Source organism: Salmonella sp. SJTUF14076 (assembly GCF_015534835.1).
GTDB classification, from domain to species: Bacteria; Pseudomonadota; Gammaproteobacteria; order Enterobacterales; family Enterobacteriaceae; genus Salmonella; species Salmonella enterica.
The window spans coordinates 1354997-1375436 of the sequence record NZ_CP064674.1 but is presented as its reverse complement, the minus strand read 5'-3'; the positions used below and the strand labels follow the sequence as shown (position 1 = coordinate 1375436).

Genomic DNA, 20440 nt, shown 5'->3' with positions numbered 1-20440 from the left:
CAAATAGTGCTTGCGATCCCCCGTGAGCAGGTTACTATCGATTGAATAACCTGCTGATTTAGAATTTGATCCCGCTCACATGTTATCCTCTCAAACTTCCTCAATTTTTACCGTAAGCCGCCTTAACCAGACGGTTCGTCTGCTGTTAGAACAGGAGATGGGACAGGTATGGATCAGCGGCGAGATTTCTAATTTCACGCAGCCTGCGTCGGGCCACTGGTACTTTACGCTCAAAGACGATACCGCTCAGGTGCGCTGTGCGATGTTCCGCAACAGCAACCGCCGGGTGACGTTCCGCCCGCAGCACGGGCAGCAGGTGCTGGTACGCGCCAACATTACGCTGTACGAGCCGCGCGGCGATTATCAAATCATCGCCGAAAGTATGCAGCCGGCTGGCGAAGGCTTGTTGCAGCAGAAGTATGAGCAGCTAAAAGCCAAACTCCAGGCCGAAGGCTTGTTCGATCAGCAGCATAAACAGCCGTTGCCCACCCCGGCCCATTGCGTTGGGGTGATCACCTCGAAAACCGGCGCGGCGCTGCACGATATTCTCCATGTGCTGAAGCGTCGTGACCCATCCCTGCCCGTTATTATCTACCCGACTGCGGTCCAGGGCGACGATGCGCCGGGGCAGATCGTTCGTGCTATCGAACTGGCAAACGCGCGCGGCGAGTGCGACGTGCTGATCGTCGGGCGCGGCGGCGGTTCGCTGGAAGATTTGTGGAGTTTTAACGACGAACGCGTGGCGCGGGCTATTTTTGCCAGCCGCATTCCGGTGGTCAGCGCCGTCGGTCACGAAACCGACGTCACTATCGCCGATTTTGTCGCCGACCTGCGCGCGCCGACGCCATCAGCAGCGGCAGAAATTGTCAGCCGTAACCAGCAGGAGTTGTTGCGTCAGATCCAGTCCGCCCAGCAGCGCCTGGGCATGGCGATGGACTATTACCTCGCCAATCGCAGCCGTCGTTTCACGCAGATTTTTCACCGTCTGCAACAGCAACATCCGCAACTGCGTCTGGCCCGCCAGCAAACCGCGCTGGAACGTCTACGCCAACGGATGGGATTTGCGCTTGAGGCCAGGATTAAGCAGGCCACTCAGCGCCAACAGCGCGTAAGTCAACGCCTGAGCCAGCAAAATCCGCAGCCGCGCATTCACCGCGCGCAGTCGCGCATCCAACAGCTGGAATATCGTCTGACGGAGAATATCCGCTCACGGTTAAGCGAACAGCGCGAGCGTTTTGGCAACGCGGTCACGCATCTGGAAGCGGTCAGCCCGTTAGCCACGCTGGCGCGCGGCTATACGGTTTCGACGACAACGGACGGCAAGGTGTTGAAAAAGATCAAACAGGTCAAAGCGGGCGATATCATGACCACGCGGCTGGAGGACGGTTGGCTTGAAAGTGAAGTCAAATCCGTCACGCCGGGCACGTAATCCAATATTCCCCCACCCTTTGCACCGCGATGTCAGCTTTCGGTTTCGCCTCAGCCAACCTACGCGCCACATCGGATAAGGTGTAGCCATAATCCGACGATCAACCGGTTTGTCATTAGACTCAAAACCGGGCTGGGAATACCCGCCCGGTTTTGTCTAACTTACCAGTTATAGCGCAGATTGAGGCTACCGTTCAGATCGCCAAAGTCATTGCTGCCAGTCTGCCCGGCAACCTGAGCGCGAACGCTCCACTGCTTATCGATATCTGCCTGCAGACCCACTTTCAGCTCCGCACGGTTAGCCGGAAGATCCTGTTTCACCGTGGCATCATCAAACGATACCGACACATCATCGCTGGTGTGCAGCCAGTTGGCTTCAGCAAACGGCTGGATAACCGTACGGCTGCCTTTGTACAGCTTGCCGTCAACACGCAGACCCAGGCGCGTTGTCCAACTGTCGCCATCCTGACCGTCGATCCGGGTGCCGTAGTTATCCTTCACGCTATCCGCTGAGTAGTTCTGCCAGACAACCTGCGCCTGCGGCGTCAGACTGACAGTATTGCCGTTGCTAAGCGCAATATCGTAGCGATAACCGGTTTCCAGCGAGACAGCATTAGCAGTTGAGTCGTAAGATTCAGATCCCGCATCACCGCTCTCTACGCTGTTGTTGTAGAAACCGTATTGATACCAGCTATCGACATACGCGCCGCTATGCGTTTGGGCATCGGCAAACCAGGTGGCATAGACGCCAAGGTTGTAGCCGTCTACGTTGGCGCTGCTGGTGAACTGGCTACCGTCTGCGCCACGGTTACCGGTGCTGTCGGTATCGGCGTTGATGTAGCTCGCCATGACGCCAACGGTAACGCTCTGCTGGCCGTTGCCCCAGGCCAGAATGTCGCCGCCTAACTGGAACTGAGAGTAGTTGCTGTCCATATCGATATTACCGCTGACAGCCTCTGATTCCGCTTTACCCGCTTTGAAGCGTGCCCAGACGCTGCCATCGGCGTTACGATACTGGCTGCCTTCGCGGTCATAGAGGGTCTGCATTTGCAGGTTGCGCGCCATCCACTGGTTGCCCATGTACGCGCCGATATCCGCCCGGTACTGCGGTGCGACATCGCCGCCTCCGCTCGGAGGCGTGACATCACTGTCATCGCCGCCGCTGTCGTCATCATCAGATTGTGCTTTTGACGCCAGATACCAGTCGTTGTCACTTTCATTCCAGTACAGACGGTAGGTATACAGACCGGTGTTCACCTCATTTTTTAGCTCAAACGCATCGCTGGTTGATACACCGCCAACATCCACCACTTCGATACCGTTAGTGGTCTGCGCCCCATCGCCGATGCCGTTGATGTACAGATCGGTGGTGCCGGAGGCATCGCCGGTAATGACCAACTTATCGGTCGCCGAATCATCGTCGCCCAGGACGGTATTCAGGTAAAGCGAGCCGCCGTTGCCGGTGTAATCGCCATCGACATAAAGCGTATTGCCAGGCGTGCTTGCGCTGTTACCGCTGGCGATCGTCCCCATGTTGATCAGATCGCCATTGAGGGTGAAGATGGCGCCTGTTTCGTCGCTGTCGCCAAAGACCAGCGTCCCTTCGTTGGTCACCTTACCGTTAACGGTAGTACCATTACTGCCGCCGAAGGTCGCGTCGGCGGCGACGTTCACCGCCTGCTGGCTGCCCATTTCGCCAATCGTACCGGCACCGGCCAGCCACAGCGTGCCTTCCTGTACGTTAGTATCGCCGCTATAGGTATTCGCGCCGCTCAGCGTCAGTTTACCCGCGCCCAGTTTGGTCAGCGTTTTACCATCCCAGTCGCCGTTGCCGGTTTTATCGCCCAGTACGCTGGTGACGTCAAAGCTATCGCCTGCGCCCAGGGTAAACGTGCCGTGTGCTGGCGTCGCTGACGTTGCGGTCGCATTCCAGCTCAGCCCTTCGGTAAGCAGGTATTCAGACTGGTCTTGAGGATTGATTGTTCCGGTTACGGTCAGATAGTCCGGCTTGTCGGTGAGGTTCATCGTCAGGCTGGTAAAGTCGCCGCTGATATCGCTGTCCATATCCATCAGTTTAAAGGACTGGAACTCCGCGTCGGAGGCGCGCGCTTGCAGGCTGGCGTCGCTGACGACCAAATCACCGCCAAGCGTGGCGCTGCCACCGGTAATCAGCGGTTGCACTGAGTCACTATTCAGCTCAACGTTCAGCGTACTGCCATCTTCCTGAATTAACGCGCTGTCGCCGAGATCCAACGAGGTGCCGAGCGCCAGTTGGGTCGTCGCGTCGCTATGAGTGGTGATGCCGCCCGCCGCGCTGACTGCACCGTCTGCGTCCAGTACCAGCGTGGCGTTATTGTCCACCAGACCGGTGCCCAGCGCCGTCGTGCTGGCGGCGACCAGCGTACCTTCATTGATTGTAGTGCCGCCGCTGTAGTCGTTGTCGCCGGAGAGGATCAGCATGCCTGCGCCTTCTTTGGTCAGCGACTTACCGTCCCATGTGCTGCCCGGATCCAGCGCGTCATCAACATCTGTCAGTTTAGCCGCAACCTTAAAGCTGCCGTCAGGGTCACTTAGCGTAAAGGTGCCGTGGGCGTCAGTAGAAGCGTTGTCTCTGTCCGCATACCAGGAGAGGGAGGCCGTCAGATCATAGTTTGTGCTGTCTGCTTCGTCGACTTTTCCGTCGATGGTCAGGAAGTCAACATCTTCGCTATTCATTCCCGCGACGGTCAGATCATTGAAATCGGTCGTAATGGCGCTGTCGCTGTCAATCAGCGTGTAAGTGTATGCCTCAGGCGTCCAGCTGTCTGTAACATTACCGATACCGCTGATGTTGAGCGTGCCGCCCAGCGTGACGCTGTCGGCGGTAATGGCGCTTTCACCATTAGTCTTACTGAGGTCAATATTCAGCGTACTATCGGCTTGCTGAGTCAGCGAGTCGACGTTGAGCGTCGTACCTTTGGCCAGCTCAGTCGTTGCTCCTGACTGGGTCGTGACATTCGCAAGGTTGAATTCGCCCTCCGCGTCCAGCATCAGCGTACCGCTGTTGTCGATATTGCCGCCGCCCAGCGCGTTAACGTTGGCGGCAATCAGCGTGCCGTCGGAAATAGTGGTGCCGCCACTGTAGCTGTTATCGCCGCTTAACGTCAGTTCGCCTGTGCCGGTTTTCACCAGCGAACCGCTGCCGGAAAGCGTATTTTCCAGCTCGCCCTCGCCGACCTGAAGCACACCGCTGTTGTCGATATCGCCGCTGCCCAGCGAATCCGCATGGTCAGCCGTCAGCGTACCGCCGGTAATGGTGGTACCGCCGCTGTAGTTGTTATCGCCGGTCACGATCAGCTCATCGCTACCGCTTTTGACAATTTGGCCCTCGCCGGTCACGTTGTTATCCAGCGTGCCCTGGCTCAACTCAAGCTTTGCGTTTTCTGCAATGGCCACGTCGCCGCTGCCGAGCGCGGCGGCATCATTTGCAATCAGCGTACCGCCGTTAATGTCGGTATTGCCGAAGTCGTTCGCCGTGTTGCTGAGGACGAGCGTACCGTCGCCTTCTTTGAACAGCGTTTTACCGTCCCAGTTGGAGGTGGCCGCGGTTTCATCCAGTTCGCTGGTGACGGTAAAGGTATCGCCTGCGTCAACGGTAAAGGTGCCGTGCGCAACGCGCGCAGATTTTGCGCCCGCGTACCAGCTCAGGCCCGTAGACAACACGTAGTTGGTATTATCATTCGCATCAACGCCCGCGTTGATCGTCAGGTAATCCGGCATAGCGGAGGTGTCGGCATCCAGCGTTACGCTGTCAAAATCGGTAGTAATCGCGGTTTGCGAATCAATTAGCGTGAACGATCCTAACTGCTCGTCGGTTTCGGGCGCGACAAAGGTGGCCGCTGAGCTAAGGTTCAACGTCCCGCCCAGCGTGACGTTGGCGGCTTTGATAATTGGCGAGCTGTTGGCGGTATCCAGCGTCGCGTTTATCTGGCTGCCGTCCTGCAAGGTCAGGGTATTGCCCACCGTCAGCAGCGTGCCTGTCGAACCGCTCTCGTTGTTCAGCGTAATGTCGCCGTTGTTGGTCAGGTTGCCGATGATTGACGAGTCGGTCATATTCCACTGGCTAGTATCGTCGAGCGACAGTGTAGTAAACATCGCATCTACACTACCGGTTAACGTGGAACCCTGGCTTAAAGACAGCGATGACGATGACATGTCACTCTGAACAACGTCACCGTTCAATGTCGTATTGTCGGCCTGAATGACCGCCTTGCTGCCCAGCTTGATCACTGCCGGCGCGTCAAATGCGCTATCGGTTAGCACGATAGGATCGTTAATCGTCGTGCCAGAGTCCACATGCAGCGCAATCGTCTCTGAATTAACCTGTGCTTTGTTAACCGTCAGCGCGTTGATATCATCATACCCACCGCTTTTACCTTTGCTTGTTATAAAGATGCCGTCGCCGTCGGCGTTGATGGTGGCGCCGTTAATATCCACGCTGGAGGCAAGGATTTTAATACCGATGCCTTTGGAGTTGATGGCCATCGAATCTTTATCGTCAGAGATGCTCACCGTTGAGGCGTTTTTCACCTCAATGGCGGCGCCTGTGGCATTATCGTGCGTGACGGTAGAGTTCGTAATATCAAGAACGCCCTTGTTGGACACAAGAAGCGTACTATCCGTACCCGTGGAGCTCATCGTGCTATCGGACACATTCAGCCAGGAGTTGTATGTCGTCTCGCCTACTACGCGCACCTGACCGTTTGTCAGCGTGATTACGCTCCCGTCCTTAATGTTAAGCGTGCTACCTGATTGTGACACTATGCTGCTACGACTTTGCGTCGTTGCCGTAACGTTGGTGCCAATCAGGGCAGCCCATGACTCGCCAGAGAGGGTCAGGATGCCGTAATTACTTCCGATCTGGATGCTCCCGCCATTCAGCGTCATGCTGCTTTGCGCCTGGAGGTCGATACCTGCCGTGTAGGTTCCTTCTGTAGAGATCTGCGCCCCGGTCAGGTCAAGTGTTGCGCCCTTGTTGAGGGTAACTGCCGTGGCGATAGCATGAGTTCCCTGAACAGGATCGCCGCCGCCGTTGGTGTTAATCACGACATTTGTACCTGTACCCGACGTTGCCTGCCACCCCCCTTCGGGCGTTGCCAGGCCTTCGAGGTGCAGTGCAGAACCTTCACCAGTGCCTGAGTAGGAAATCGGCGAATCGGCGTTCAGGTCGTGCTCGACCCCATCGGTGTATGACACCGGATTATCGGCGATGGCCAGCGGGCTGGCAAAGCCAAGCGCGGCAACAATTGCCAGGGCCAGCGCATGGTGTCTTGCCCATCCTGAATCAGGCTTTTTAATAGAAGGGGCGACTTCATTAGCGTGCGCCTGTATTTTAACTTTGCTGTGGCTTCGCGCCAGTTCTGAAGCTACGACATACATATTTCGCACGGCGCTCCAGACGATACTGTAGGTCCTGTTCAATTTTTAAATTTCCTTTTAATAACATTCACGAAGCAAACTTGATTTGATTGGCTGCAAATAACTTTTAAATGGTGTATATAAATGAGTTAAATAATAAATAACAAAAATATGATTCTATGAATGGTTGCTGTCATCTGTAACAATGTATTATCAAAGCCAAATTATTAACTAATTTCAAGCCTTATTTTAATGCCAGGTCAGTTTCTGGTTAATTTATAATTAATATGAATATCTTCACCTATTTAATAAATATTTATATTATGAATAATATTTAATGGTTTCATATATTCAGATAAATAGATACGTGAGATAAAAGGTGTGATTATCATGCGACACCTGGTGTTATTTTGTATATAGGTAGCGCCAGATGCCGGGTTACAGAAGGGAAACGGCGCTTCTACACACCAGCGGCAAACGGTGATGACTCCAATTAACAGAACATATACTTTTCAATGAATGCTCCGTTCACTTTTTCATGAAGCTCAGTTGAACGTGAAAAACAAATTATTTTTCGTGCCAGACGCTTAATACGTTACTCCACGCACGTCGCATAACCTGCTGTACTTGCCGGCTGAATGGCGCAGTTTTGTTGCTTAGTATTCTCATCCACGCCGCAATACATGCCGCCGCCCGAGGTTGATTTAGATAAATAGGGATAGCCCAGCGTCGGCCAGCCTAACGAGCTAATTGAATGATACAGCGTCAACAGGTCGTTATTATCCGGTGCTTTGCTCAGGCTACCGCACTGTTTGGCAATATCCCATTTAGTGTTGTCCACCGTATGCGTCATCGCCCAGTACTCGTTATTTGCATGAACTCCGTTGGTAAATACTGGCGTCACGCCTGACGGTAGCTCAGCCTGCAGCCACGGACGATGCAGCGTTTTTCCGTTGACGGATGTCGTATCCGACATATTTCCCCAGAACAACGCTTTATCCGTATCCGGGCTGGTAAGTACCATAAAAATCACATCCAGTGAGGCGTGAAGAGCCGTATTGTCCGTCAGTTTCACCGTGAGTGGCGTTTTTAACCCCAGACTTTTATCCTGATTAAGCGTAAACGTTGCCGTACCGTCGCTGCCGGTAGTGCCGGTAAAGACAATCCCGGTGGTGGTCATACTTCGGCTGGCGCTTGCGGGAGTCAGCTCTTTAAGCATGAGATCATCTGCTCCGGCATCCGCTGCCACGTCGCCATCCGTTACCACCGTACCTGCCCGATTTTTCGAATCGCCACGTGACAACGTAAAACCGACGTTGGCGACCGGGTTACCGCTGCTATCTTTTACCGTCACCGTTAACGGCATCGCGCTTCCCTTCTCCACTACCGCCGCGTTTTTCGCGCTGTCCATCGCCGTCGAGGTCAGCGTAATATTGGCAGGAGTAGACGTATGCGGCTCGACCAGACACACCTGCGCGCCAGACACGCTCGTGGAACTGGTGTGGCCTTTGGCGCCGGTATCCAGCCGCAGATACTGGTAATACCCGGTTCCAGGCTCCTGGTCCACCGCCAGCCAGCTTTTACCCGCCCCTACCGGCCAGCCGAATGCCGTATTGAGAGCGCTGTCTGGATGGTCGCTATACAGCGTTTGCAGGTCATTAAACAACGGCTGATATGCCGCATCACAGGTGGTCGCGCCCGCTTTCTGGGTGTTCGCGATAGTCACCAGAGGCCATGTTTCGTTATTGTAATAGTAGGTGCCGCTATTCGACGTCATCTCCGCAGCCAGCAGCGGGCGGTGGAATTTCACCCCCGCGCTGTTGACCGCCGTTTCCGGCATATGGCCCCACATTTTGGCTTTATCGCTGTCCGGGCTGGTAATGACGGTAAAAATAACATCCATATTGCTGACGGTCGGCGGATTGTCGGACAGCATCGCCTGCAGCGCTGTTTTCAGGCCGGGGGTATTATCCTGCGTCAGCTCAAACTGCACCCTGCCGCTCTCATCCGTAGTGCCGTACCAGTACCAGAGCTGCTCCCCGGAATAATGGTAGGCAAATACTTTAGCATCCGCTGGCGGCGCAATCGGCGTTAACAGCATGTCGCTGTTGTTGGTGCTGTCACTACCGCCAGCCCGGTTTTGCGAATAGTTTCCTCGCCCCAGCCGAATGGGCACGTTGGGCTGCGGCGTGCCGGCGCCGTCCGTGACGGTCACCGTCAGCGGGATTTTATCCCCTTTTTTCGCCAGCGCGGCGGATTTTTCGGCATTCATGGCGCTGGAGGTCAGCGCTATCGCCAACACCCTGCGCTTCGCCAGACAGAGCTGCGCCGTTGAGGTATTCGTATTTGTGACCTGCGTAACGCCGTTATTTAGCCTGATATACTGGAAATTATTCGTCGAGTGCGTATCGTTGACTTTCGAATCCCCTGCTCCCCAGTATTTCCCCGCGTCTACAGGCAACCCAAAGGCGGCCGTTAGTCCACCATTCGGATAGTCGTTATACAACGTTTTTAAATCATCCAGCGTCGGCAATCCCAGCCGATCGCACGGGCTGGCGGAGTCCTGATACAGGTTTGGATAGCGGTTCCAGGTGTACCAGAGCTCATTATTTGACAGGAAGGACGTGGTATCCGTCGTTGAAGAAAGCTCGGCGCGCAGCAGCGGCCGCGTAAACTCAACGCCCTTACTGTTGGTAAAGGTTTCCGGCATATGGCCCCAGTATGAGGCCTTGTCGCTATCCGGGCTGGTGATAACGGTAAAGATAGCGTCTTTGCTGTCTGTCAGGTTGCTGCCGTCCATCGTGGCGGCGCTGATGGTGGTCTTTAAACCTGCGGTACTGTCCTGCGCAAGGGTAAATGTCACCTGTCCCTGGGCATCGGTTTGCGCATACAGATATTTCGCGGAGGTATCCAGCAGGTATGTCGCCGGGCCGGACGGCATCACATTACGCAGCGTAATATCGTCTGCAGCGCTTGAGGACGATGTGGCGCTGTTGACGCGGTTGTACGAAGATCCCCGGCTGATTTTCACCATCACGTTTTTCATCGGCTGACCTGCGGCGTCTTTCACCGTGACGGTGGCGGCCATCTGCTCGCCCTTTTTCGCTTTTGCGATCCCGGTGGCTGCATCCTGGCCTGCCAGCGTCAGCGTCAGGCTGGCGGCGGCGCTGCGTGGCGAGGTAAGGCAGGTCTGCATATAGTACGTCGTGGTGCTGGTCGTCGTTTTGACATCATTGCCGTCGTTAAACAGGTTGACCGCCGCGTAGAGCGACTGCGCGCCGTCTGACGACATCACGTAATCCCCCGCCCACCAGTAGCGGCTGACATTGTTGTTGCCAGAACTGGTCATCGGCCAGCCGTTACGGCTGCGCATGGCGTTATCAGGCCAGGTACTGTACAGCGTCTGGAGGTTGCTGACGGTGGGCAGATAATTGCGCCCGCAGCCGCCGCCGGCGCCGTTCCAGGCTTTATCGACGGTTATCATGCCCCAGGTTTCGCCTTTGTCGTAGTAACCGTTGGCGATGGTCAGCGATTTGCCGGGCGTGACGCTGAACTCGCTGGCCAGCAACGGGCGCTTGTACACCACGCCGCTGCTGTCGGTCAGCGTTTCCGCCATATGGCCCCAGTAGTTGGCTTTCGGCGTGTCCGGGCTGGTGACGACGGTAAAAATGACCGGTAGCGGCGCGCTCGTTACGCCGTTGTGCTCTATCGCCGCCGTCAGCGGCGTTTTAAAGCCCGCGCCGCTGTCCTGGCTGATATTCAGCGTCAGCGTGCCGTCAGCGCCGGTGGCGGTGTAATATTTAACGCCGCTGCTACGCCCGTCGCTGTGGTTTATCTGTATCTCCGCCGCCGACGCGCTATTCACTTCCTGATTCGCGCGCCCAACGCTGTCGCCGCGCGTAAAGATAACCGGCGTGTCGGCGGCCAGGTTGCCCTGGGCGTCCCGCGTGGTGATGATGACCGGGATGGACTCGCCGACTTTCGCTTTGGCAAAGCCGTCGCTGTCGTTATACACAGGCGAAGTGAGCGTTATCTGCGTCGCCGCCGGATGGGCGTTTTGCAGGCAGACGAAATAGAGTTGTTCACTCCACGCCAGCGAGCTAATACCGCCATCGCGCAGATCAATCGACTTAACGTAGCGGTTTTCCGTACTCCTGCTCAAATCAGCGGTGCTGTTCTGGTAGTTTTTACCATCCAGCGGCCAGCCCTGCTGCGTATTCATGGCGCCGCCGGGCCTGGCGTCGTACAGCGATTGCAGATCGGCAAGTGTCGGTACGTATCCCGCGCCACAGGCGTCGTTCGCCACTTCAAAATCGACGATTCCCCAGGCTTCGTTGTTTTCCGTATTGTCGCCGTGGGTAAAGCCGCTGGCGATTTCAGCCGATAATAGCGGGCGCTTAAACACCACGCCGTTGGCCGCCGTGGTCGTTTCCGGCATATGGCCCCACATTTTGGCTTTGTCGCTATTAGGGCTGGTGACCACAGTAAAAATAGTGTCGATGCTGGCCGTCGCGCTGGCGTTATCGTACAGCGCCGCCGTAATCGCGACTTTCGTCCCGTGGGCATCCGGGCGGGTGACGTTGATGATTTTTCTGCCGTTTTCACCGGTCATGCCGCCGATTTTGGTGGCGGTGTCGTTGAGCGAATCGCCGTCAATCACTACCGCCGAGACGATGCCGTCGCCGCTGCCGGCGATATGTTTTTCCCCCTGACGGGTGTAGCCGTCGCCGCGGCTGAGCACAAACGGCGCTTGCGGCAGAGGATTGCCGCTGGCGTCTTTTACCGTCACTTTGAGCTGGAGCGTATCGCCCTTTTTCACCTTCACCGCGTGTTCGCTGTTCTCGTCATACCACAATGACGTATTCACCGGCTCAATGGTGATGGAGGCTGCCGTCGGGTTATCGCTGGCAAGGCAACTGACGTAATCGGATGCGCCAGCGCCGCCCGGAAATTCGCTACCGTTAGAAAGCGCTATCAGTTTCCACGTGGTGGCGCTTTGCCAGGTAGAGGTCCAGTAATTAATCAGTACCGGCCAGCCGTGCGTGCTGTTGATAGCCCCGTCGCGGTTGGCGGCATACAGCGCCTCCAGTTGATCGGCGCGCGGCAATCGGTTAGCGGCGCAGCCGCCCGCCGCCGTATTGCCTACCGCATCGGCATGGGTAACGCGCGCCCAGCTCTCGTTAGCCTCGGTTTGGGTGCGGGTCGCGGCAACCTCTGTTGCCAGCTTCGGCCGCTCAAAGGTCATATCGCCCACCGTGATGGTGTCGGACATATGGCCCCACATTTGCGCCTCCGGCGTGTCGGGGCTGGTGGAAACGGTAAACTTCACGCTGCGGTTAACGGGGGTGGTGATCAGCGAGTTAACCGGCAGTACGGTCAGCGGCGTCAGCAAGCCGACGCCCTGCGGCTGTTCAATGACCAGCGTGGCGTTGCCCTCGGCATCGGTCATGCCCTGGTACGTCATCGACGCCTGGGAAGAGCCGAAAGACGCTCCGCCCATCACCAGCGCTCCGTCGCTGGAGTCGGTAAAGCCCGTGGTGGCGTTGGCGCGATTTTTACCGTGCGACATGGTGACGGTAAAGCTGGCGTTGGGCACGCTTAACCCGTTCATCGCGTTGACGGAATGGACGTTCATCGTAATTTTTTCGCCCACTTTGGCTACCGCATTACGTAACGACTCGTTGCCATCAAAGTACACGTCCAGGCTGGTCACCAACTCGTTACCGGAGCAGGAGAGATAGTTCGGTTCAGCGCCGCTGAACAGGCTGTCCGCACCGGTCGCCAGGTTAACGTGCGCAGTGGTGGAACCATCGGTATCCGCCGCAATATAGCTGTGTTTCTGTGTCGGCCAGCCGTAAGTCGTTTCCATCGTATTGCCGGAATGGGCTTCATACAGCGTATCCAGCAGCAGTTGTCCCGGCACCTGGCCTGCGCCGCACTGGTTTGTCGCCGCCGTCACTGAGTTAAACGTGGCCCAGTACTCGTTATTCTCAAATTCGGAACCGGTATCCTGCGCGGCCTCTTCCGCCAGCAGCGGGCGTTTGTAGATATTGCCCGCTTCCACCACGCCCTGCATATGGCCCCACATACGGGCCTGCGTCACGTCCGGGCTGGTGACGACGGTAAAAATCACGTTCTGCGTCGCTTCCGTGCCGTCGAACAGCACCACACGCACCGGGGTTAATACGCCAGCGCCCTTGTCCTGGGTCAGCGCCAGCGAAAACTGGCCGTTGGCGTCGGTGATGCCGTGATAGTGACCGTCGCCGCCGTCCAGATTGGTGATGACTACCGGTTCATCCGTCCACTGATGCGCAGCATCAAGATCGGCGTTCTTCTGATTCTGGCGATTTTGCTCGTCGCCCAGGTAGACATTAAAGTAGCGATAAGGCAGCGGTTTATTGGTGGCGCTGTCGGTGACGGCGATCTTCATGTTGATCTCTTCGCCCACCTTCACTTTCGCCGCGTTGACCGTCGAATCAAAATTATCGGTGCTAATCACTAATTTCGGCGTGACCGCAGGCGAGGCTTTATCCACACAGCTCACCAGCGATTGCGTGGCGTCCGGCATCTGCGTAAGGGCGCGGCTGCGCATATCAATGCTGATGTGGTCAGTTGCGCTCGCCCCCTGTGAGGAGGACCAGTACTCTTCGTCACCGGATGTCCCCCCCACCGGCCAGCCGAGAGTGGTGGCTAAATCGCCGCGCTCGATTTTTAACCCTTCCAGTTGGCGCGCATCCGGCAGAATATCGCAGTGTTTATCCGCATGGCCCCAGGTGAACTGCGCCCAGTTTTCATTGTTGATACTGGCGACGCGGTCTTCGCCCTCGGTTTCCGCCGCCAGTTTGGGGCGGTCAAAGGTGTAGCTTGCGCCGTCCACCGTGGCGGTGGAACTGTCCGCCATATGGCCGTACATGTTGGCGCTGCTGCTGTCCGGGCTGGTGAGGGTGGTAAAAATCACATCCGCGCTGGCTTTCAGCGCAGGCGCGTTCGACGGGTGCGCCATCAACGGGGTTTTAACGCCCGGCCCGTTAGCCTGGGTGACGGTCACCGTCGCCACCCCTTCCGCGTTGGTCGTGCCGTGGTATTCGGTGGCAGTGGTGGTGAGTTCGGTGTTGCCGACGCGTACCGGCGCGGTATTGTTCACCACGCCCTGGCGGTTTTGCGCATCGCCGCGGGTAATCACAAACGCGATATTGCCCGCTGGCTCACCGTTACAACCTTTGGTATTCACCGTCAGCGTGATGCTTTCGCCCGCTTTCACCTTCGCGGCGTTAAGCGACTCATCCAGATGATCGGCGGTAAGGGTTACCGGGTCACCCACGGCGGGCGCGATATCCACGGCAAACTTTTGATCAAGCACTTCGACCGCCGTGTTATAAGGCACGCCGGTGCGGGTAAGCAACCACAACGGCGGCATAGCGGTTGAGGTATCCAGTTGCGACCAGACTACCAGATGACGGCCTGCCATATTTTGCTCACAGAACGTCAGGTTTGCCGACGGCTGCGGAGACAGCGGCGTCTCCGGCGTGGCGGCGTCGGCCCATACCAGCGTGACGGAGGGTATCCGTTCACTCTGCCAGACCAGCGGCGGCTCGGCGAAAATATCGCCTTCGGCATCGCGCGGATTGGTTAAGATCAGCGCGCTGCCGACATCACTGGTGCTGAACTGGCTGGGTTTCGCGGAATAATCGACGGGATTCGCTGCATCAGATCGCAACTGAACGCTGCCCTGATAAACCGGGATCGTCACGCCATCAGCCAGCGGCGGCGTGCCGTTAATGGCGGCAGTTGAGACGTCAGGCTCCTGCCATGGGGTGCTGCTTTGCGCCGCCTGGGCAAAAAAAGCGGTAACACAAAACAGACATGCCTGTAGCCCGGATAAAAGACGGGTATTCGTTTTCAGTTTCAATGCAGCACCTGGAATACATCCCTTTCTGACTATTCATTCCATCGGCGGTAAAAATGCGAAACGTTTCACTACCGGTACCAACGACAATTTACCGAAACCCAACCATCCCGATCACGGCTGTACAAGACAGGCGGCATAGCCTATCGTGAAATCGTTGTTGGTGGTCGGGCAATGTGTTGTGCCCCCTTTCGCTAACGAAACCCGGCAATAATTATACGTCCCAGGCGTACTGCTAACATAAGGCAACGAGATTGTCGGCCATCCGTTAGCGACTGCTATCTGCTCATCGCGCATTTTTTCCAGCACGCCTTTTGCCGGGAACCCGGCCATCCCGCCACAGTTCTTGCTCATATCATAGATAGTGCCATCGGCTTTCGTATAAACCGAAACCCAGGTTTCGTTATTTTCTTTCCGGCTATCCGTCGCGCCAGCAGGCGCTTCTTTCATTAACAAGGGTCGATGCAGCGTCACGCCATCAACCGTCAGCGTATCCGGCATATGCCCCCAGAACTCCGCGTAACTGGAGTCCGGGCTGGTAATCACGGTAAAGATCACGCCCAGCACGGTGTTGGTTGATTGCGTGACATCCCCCGTCGCGCTGGCCGTCAGCTCGGTTTTTAGCCCCACACTGCCGTCCTGGTTCACCGTAAACGTTGCCGTCCCGTCAGCCCCCGTGACGCCGCTAAACACATTGCCGGAAGAGGTCATTGATTTCGTTGCCGGCGACGGCGTCAGTTCCTGCAACGTCAAATCGTCTGCTGTAGTATTCCACGTATATTTAATGTCGAGGCGATCATTCGCATCGCCCCGTTTCAGGGTGAACGGTTCATTCGCTATGGGAACGCCCGCGCGGTTTTTCACCGTCACCGTCAAGGGAATAGCCTCGCCTTTTTTCGCCACCGCCGCGCCTTTCGCCGCATCCATCGCCGTCGAGGTTAGCGTAATGGAGGCAGGGACATTACGCGCATTGACCAGGCAGGCCTGCAAGCTGGTGGAGGTTGGCGCCGATATCTGACCGGTTTTCAGGTTTATCGCCTGGTGTGCTTTCGAGCTATTCAGATCGGCAGACCACCAGAGTTTACCGGTTTTCACCGGCCAGCCGAATTGATCCTCCAGCGCGCCGTCAGGATAGAGTTGCTGTAGCGCCTTTAAGTCATTCATCAGCGGCATATACTCAAAGTCGCACGCAGACTGGCCTGCCGTATACGTCTGTACGCCGGTCGGCGCCGCCCATTTTTCACCGTTCACGGTGATGTAGTTGACGCCCGACGGCGCTTCCGCCTGCAAATGCGGGCGCTGGTAGCGGAGGCCGTCCGGCCCTTCCACGGTTTCCGGCATATGCCCCCAGTAGTTGGCGCTGGCGGCATCCGGGCTGGTAAGGACGGTAAATATCACGTCCTTACTGCTCGTTGCTGAAATGTCATTCGCAACGGTGACGCGGATGGGCGTTTTAAGACCCATGGTATTATTTTGCGACACGCTAAACGTTATTTGCCCCTGGGCGTCCGTTTGCGCATACATATATTTATCCACCGTCCCCAGCAAGTACGTCGCCGTACCGGAAGGCTGGATATTACTTAAGGTAATATCGTCCGCGTTGTTGGTGGTGTACACGCTCCCCGCACGCGTCAGCGCATCGCCGCGCGTGATTTTCACCGTCGCGTTGCTAACCGGCTGCCCGGCAGCGTTCGTTACCTTCACCGTCATGGGGATCGTTTCGCCTTTTTTCGCCACGGCCGCCGATTTGTCCGCGTTCCAGGCGTCCGTAGAGAGCGCGATATTCATCTGGCGCGGTTTGGTCAGGCAGAGCTGGTAATAGTAATTACCCGGCGTTCCCGACATAGAGCCCTCTTTGCTCGTACTGAGATCGATATATTGCCAGTAAATGACTTGACCTTGCAGCAGGCTGTCGCCCGCCCACCATTTCTTCTTGACGGGTAAGCCTATGTCGGTCGTGACCTTGCCGCTGGGGTGATCGCGGTACAGCGCCTGGAGATCATCCAGCGTGGCCATCTGATTTATCGAACAGGCGCCATAATTACTGGTATCAAAATTATTCACTATAGGCCAGTTTTCATTTGTGTCGGCATAGCTCTTCACACCTAACGTCGACGCCAGCTCGCTATACAGCAGCGGGCGCTTAAACTCCGCGCCGTTGCTGGCGGTGAAGGTTTCCGGCATATGGCCATACATATTGGCCTGCGGGCTGTCCGGGCTGGTCACGGTGGTGAACACCACCGGCAGCGTCGAGGTTACCGTCGGCGTGTCGGTCAGGGCTGCGGTTATCACGTTTTTCACCCCCGGCCCTGCGGCCTGCGTCAGCGTGAGGACCGCCGTGCCGTCCGCGCCGGTGGCACCGTAAATAGTGTAGCCATTATAGTAGAACTGTTGCGCCGAACCGGTGGGCGGCGCCAGCATCATGTTAGTGCTGCCGGTAAAGGTATAGCTGGTGTTGCGCGCCGTCCCGGCGTCGCGTATAAGGGAAAATGGCGTATAAGGCACCGGGTTGCCCGCCGCATCGGTGGTGGTGATCACCAGCGGAATCGAGTCGCTGTTTTTTGCCTTCACCGCCTGGATATCGCTATCCGTCGCCAGCGTAGAAGTGAGCGTAATCCGCCCGGCCAGAGTCTGCGGCGTCGCGGAACAAATCTGGTATTGCCTGTCGCTATCACTAATATTGGGAACCTTCCGGTGCGCATCATCATTCAGATCGACCGTGTAATAGTCATAGGATGGCATTCCCGGGGTGAGCGTCCCGGCGTTTGTGCCGCTCCAGTAAGAACGGATGATCGGCCAGCCCTGGGCGGTTTTTATCGCTCCGTTCGGGTATTTGCTGTACAGCGAATCCAGTTGCTCAACGGACGGAAAATACCCCTTGGGGCAGGTTTCCGGGCTAGCGCCTTTGGTCGTATTCGGCCCATAGAACACCACCCAGCGTTCGTTGTCTTCCGGGTACTCCGCAGCATTGGTCTTGCTGGCCAGTTCATCGTAGAGCAGCGGGCGCTTGTACACCGCGCCATCCGCAGCCGTCAGCGACGGCGTCATATGCCCCCACATGCGGGCGACGCTGACATCCGGGCTGGTGGCGACGGTAAACTTGACGCTGCGGGAAATCGGCGTCTTGATTAATGAATCGACGGGCGCGATGCTTAACGGCGTCAGCAGCCCCACGCCCTTATTCTGGGTGAGGATAATGGTCGCATCGCCGTTGGCGTCGGTGATCCCGTGATAAACCTGCCCGGCAAGGTAGCCCACGCCGTCAAACTGCATCTCGCCGTTGCTGGGATCGGTAAAGCCGGTCGACTGCCCGTCGCGCCGCTTGCCGTTGGCCATGGTGATGGTGAAGTCGGTATAGGCAATCGCCATGTCGTTAAGGGCGTTGCGCGAATGAACGTTTAGCTTAATCTGTTCACCGACTTTGGCGGTCATATCAGCATTTTTGGTCGTTGGGTCGTCGTTGAAGTAGACGTCCAGCACCGCCACCATTTCATTGGCCGAGCAGGTCAGGTAGTTCGGCTGATTGGTAAATTTGTTGCTATCGCCATTTTCGAGGTTGACGTGTACCGTTCCCGAGGCGTCGCTGTCGGCGGCAATGAAGTAGTCTTCGGTCGGCCAGCCGTGTTCGATTTCCATCTTGCCGCTGGGGTGCTCGCTGTATAAATGCGCCAGCGATGACTGATCCGGCACCTGGCCGACGCCGCACTGCGCGGTGGCCGATGCCACGGAGTTAAACGTCGCCCACTCTTCGTTGTTTTCACTGAACTGGCCGTCTTTATGGCTGGCTTCCACCGCCAGCAGCGGGCGTTTATACAGGTTGCCCGCATCCACCACGCCGCGCATATGGCCCCACATGTTGGCGCCGTCCACGTCCGGGCTGGTGATTACGGTGAAAATCACGCTAAAGGGTAGCTCGACGTTGCCGCCTTCATCGTCCGGCATCACGATGCGGATGGGTGTCTCGACCCCCATGCCGCTGTCGTGCTGTAGCGTCAGGTGCGCCTGACCGTTGACGTCGGTCACGCCGGTATAGTGCTCCGGCGAAGAGGCGCGCATATCTTCGGAGCTGACGGTAACCCGCTGGCTATCCCACGCGTCCTGATGCTCCCCTTTGCGGTTTTTCGCCGGATCGATAAACAGCTCCATGTAACGGTAAGGCAGCGGTTTTTGCGTGTCTTTATCGACCACGGTCATGACCAGATCAATCGATTCCCCCACCTGCGCCTTATAAGGCCCTTCCGGGGAGAGGGTAATCTGCGGGTGCGCCGCGGGCTGGGCCTTGTCCACACAGCTAACCAGCAGCGTATCGCTGTTGGGCGCCCTGACGACCGACGCGCTGTTCATATGCACGGCAGCGTGGTAGTTGCTCATCTGATCTTTGGTCGATGACCAGTATTCCGCATCGCCCGACGCCGGCCAGCCGGTGTACGTTGCCAGCGTGCTGTGCGCATGTCTTAGCGCCACCAGTTGTTCGGCGTCCGGCAGAACGTCGCAATGGTTATCCGCGCCGCCCCAGGTAAACTGCGCCCAGGTTTCGTTAGTATCGTTGACGCTTTCGTCAGCGTTACCCGCCTCCACCGCCAGCTTCGGTCGAGTGAAAGTGTAGGTCGCGCCGTTCAGCGTGGCGCTGGCGCTCTCCAGCATGTGGCCGTACATGTTGGCCTGGGCGGTGTCGGGGCTGGTGATGGTGGTGAAAATAACGTCCACGCCGTCCGTCAGCGTAGGATAACTTTGCGAAGCGACGATAAGATGCGTTTTTACGCCGGGGCCTTCATCCTGCGTCACCACCACTGTGGCTTTACCTTCGGCATCGGTGACGCCGCGATACTCCGTTTGCACGGTCGTTAGCTCGGTATCGCCAACGTGCACCGGGTTAGTGTTATTGACCACACCCTGACGGTTTTTGGCATCCTCACGGCGGATGACAAACGGCGCATTTTTCACCAGTTCGCCATCACACCCTCTGGTCGTGACGGTGAGGGTGATGCTCTCTCCCACTTTCACTTTTGAGGCTTCAAAGCTGGCGTCAACATGATCGCCGCTGACCGACACGGGATGGCCGACGGCCTGAGCAATATTGACAGTCACTTTCGGGCTGAGCAACGGGATGGCCGCATTATTCGGCACGCCGGTGTGGGTATAGAGCCACAGCGCGGGGACGGTCGTTTCATCGTCTGGCTGCGGCCAGACAACCAGTTTCCGTCCGGCCAGGTTCTGGGCGCAAAAGGTCTGGTTAGGCATCGGCTGCGGCGAAAGCGGCGTGTCGGGCGTGGCGGCATCGGCCCATAACAGGCCCACGCTCGGCGGCTGTTGATTTTCCCAGGCAATGGTCGGCGGATCGCTAAAGAGATCGCCTTCGGTATCGGTGGAATTGACCGCACGCATCGAGGTTGAGGTGGCATCCGCGCTAAAATCGCGCGGCATGGCGGTGAACGCAACATCGTAGGTTTTGGTCGGGTCAAGCAGCATGCTTCCCTGATACACGGGAATAATCGCGCCGTCGGCGCGGGGCACGGTGCCGTTAACTGCGGCAGTGGCTGAGTTCAACTCTTGCCAGGTCCCGCCTTTCAGTAAGGCCTGCGCAGGGGCGATCGACGCTACAAACATGATCAGTAATGTCAGTAAGAAATGTACAACTTTATTCACTTGCCGATTCCTGTCCATGAGCGATAGCCACCCGTTTTCATTCTCTGTCGTAATTCAACCCAC

Annotated in this window: 4 protein-coding genes and 1 pseudogene; 1 reads left to right on the top strand and 4 read right to left on the bottom strand. The window is 57.0% G+C overall.

Features of this window, described 5'->3' with window-relative positions; all coding sequences use genetic code 11:
- Window positions 1–79: 79 nt before the first annotated feature.
- Window positions 80–1429, top strand: coding sequence for an exodeoxyribonuclease VII large subunit (gene xseA, locus HU143_RS06590; protein WP_023227040.1), 1350 nt, complete (start codon window positions 80–82; stop codon window positions 1427–1429).
- 161 nt (window positions 1430–1590) lie between these two features.
- Here the strand turns inward: xseA and HU143_RS06585 are convergent, their stop codons facing one another.
- From HU143_RS06585 to HU143_RS06570, 4 genes and pseudogenes are all read right to left on the bottom strand, one after another.
- The gene (locus HU143_RS06585; protein ID WP_077951525.1) at window positions 1591–6888 is read right to left on the bottom strand and encodes an autotransporter outer membrane beta-barrel domain-containing protein; all 5298 of its coding nucleotides are present in this window, start codon (window positions 6886–6888) and stop codon (window positions 1591–1593) included.
- Between the two features lie 430 nt (window positions 6889–7318).
- Window positions 7319–7420: pseudogene (locus HU143_RS06580) on the bottom strand (IS1 family transposase); the annotation flags it as partial.
- Window positions 7421–14734, bottom strand: a complete 7314-nt coding sequence (ratB, locus tag HU143_RS06575; RefSeq protein WP_051129109.1) for a DUF823/DUF824 repeat adhesin RatB — start codon at window positions 14732–14734, stop codon at window positions 7421–7423.
- Window positions 14735–14845: 111 nt separating this feature from the next.
- Entirely contained in the window at window positions 14846–20395 is a 5550-nt protein-coding gene (locus HU143_RS06570; RefSeq protein ID WP_064441665.1) for an adhesion domain-containing protein, read from the bottom strand.
- Window positions 20396–20440: the final 45 nt, after the last annotated feature.

Bases quoted from the DNA above. Each gene is read 5' to 3' on its own strand.
- xseA (WP_023227040.1), top strand. From the start codon at position 80: ATGTTATCCTCTCAAACTTCCTCAATTTTTACCGTAAGCCGCCTTAAC.
- HU143_RS06570 (WP_064441665.1), bottom strand. From the start codon at position 20,395: ATGGACAGGAATCGGCAAGTGAATAAAGTTGTACATTTCTTACTGACA.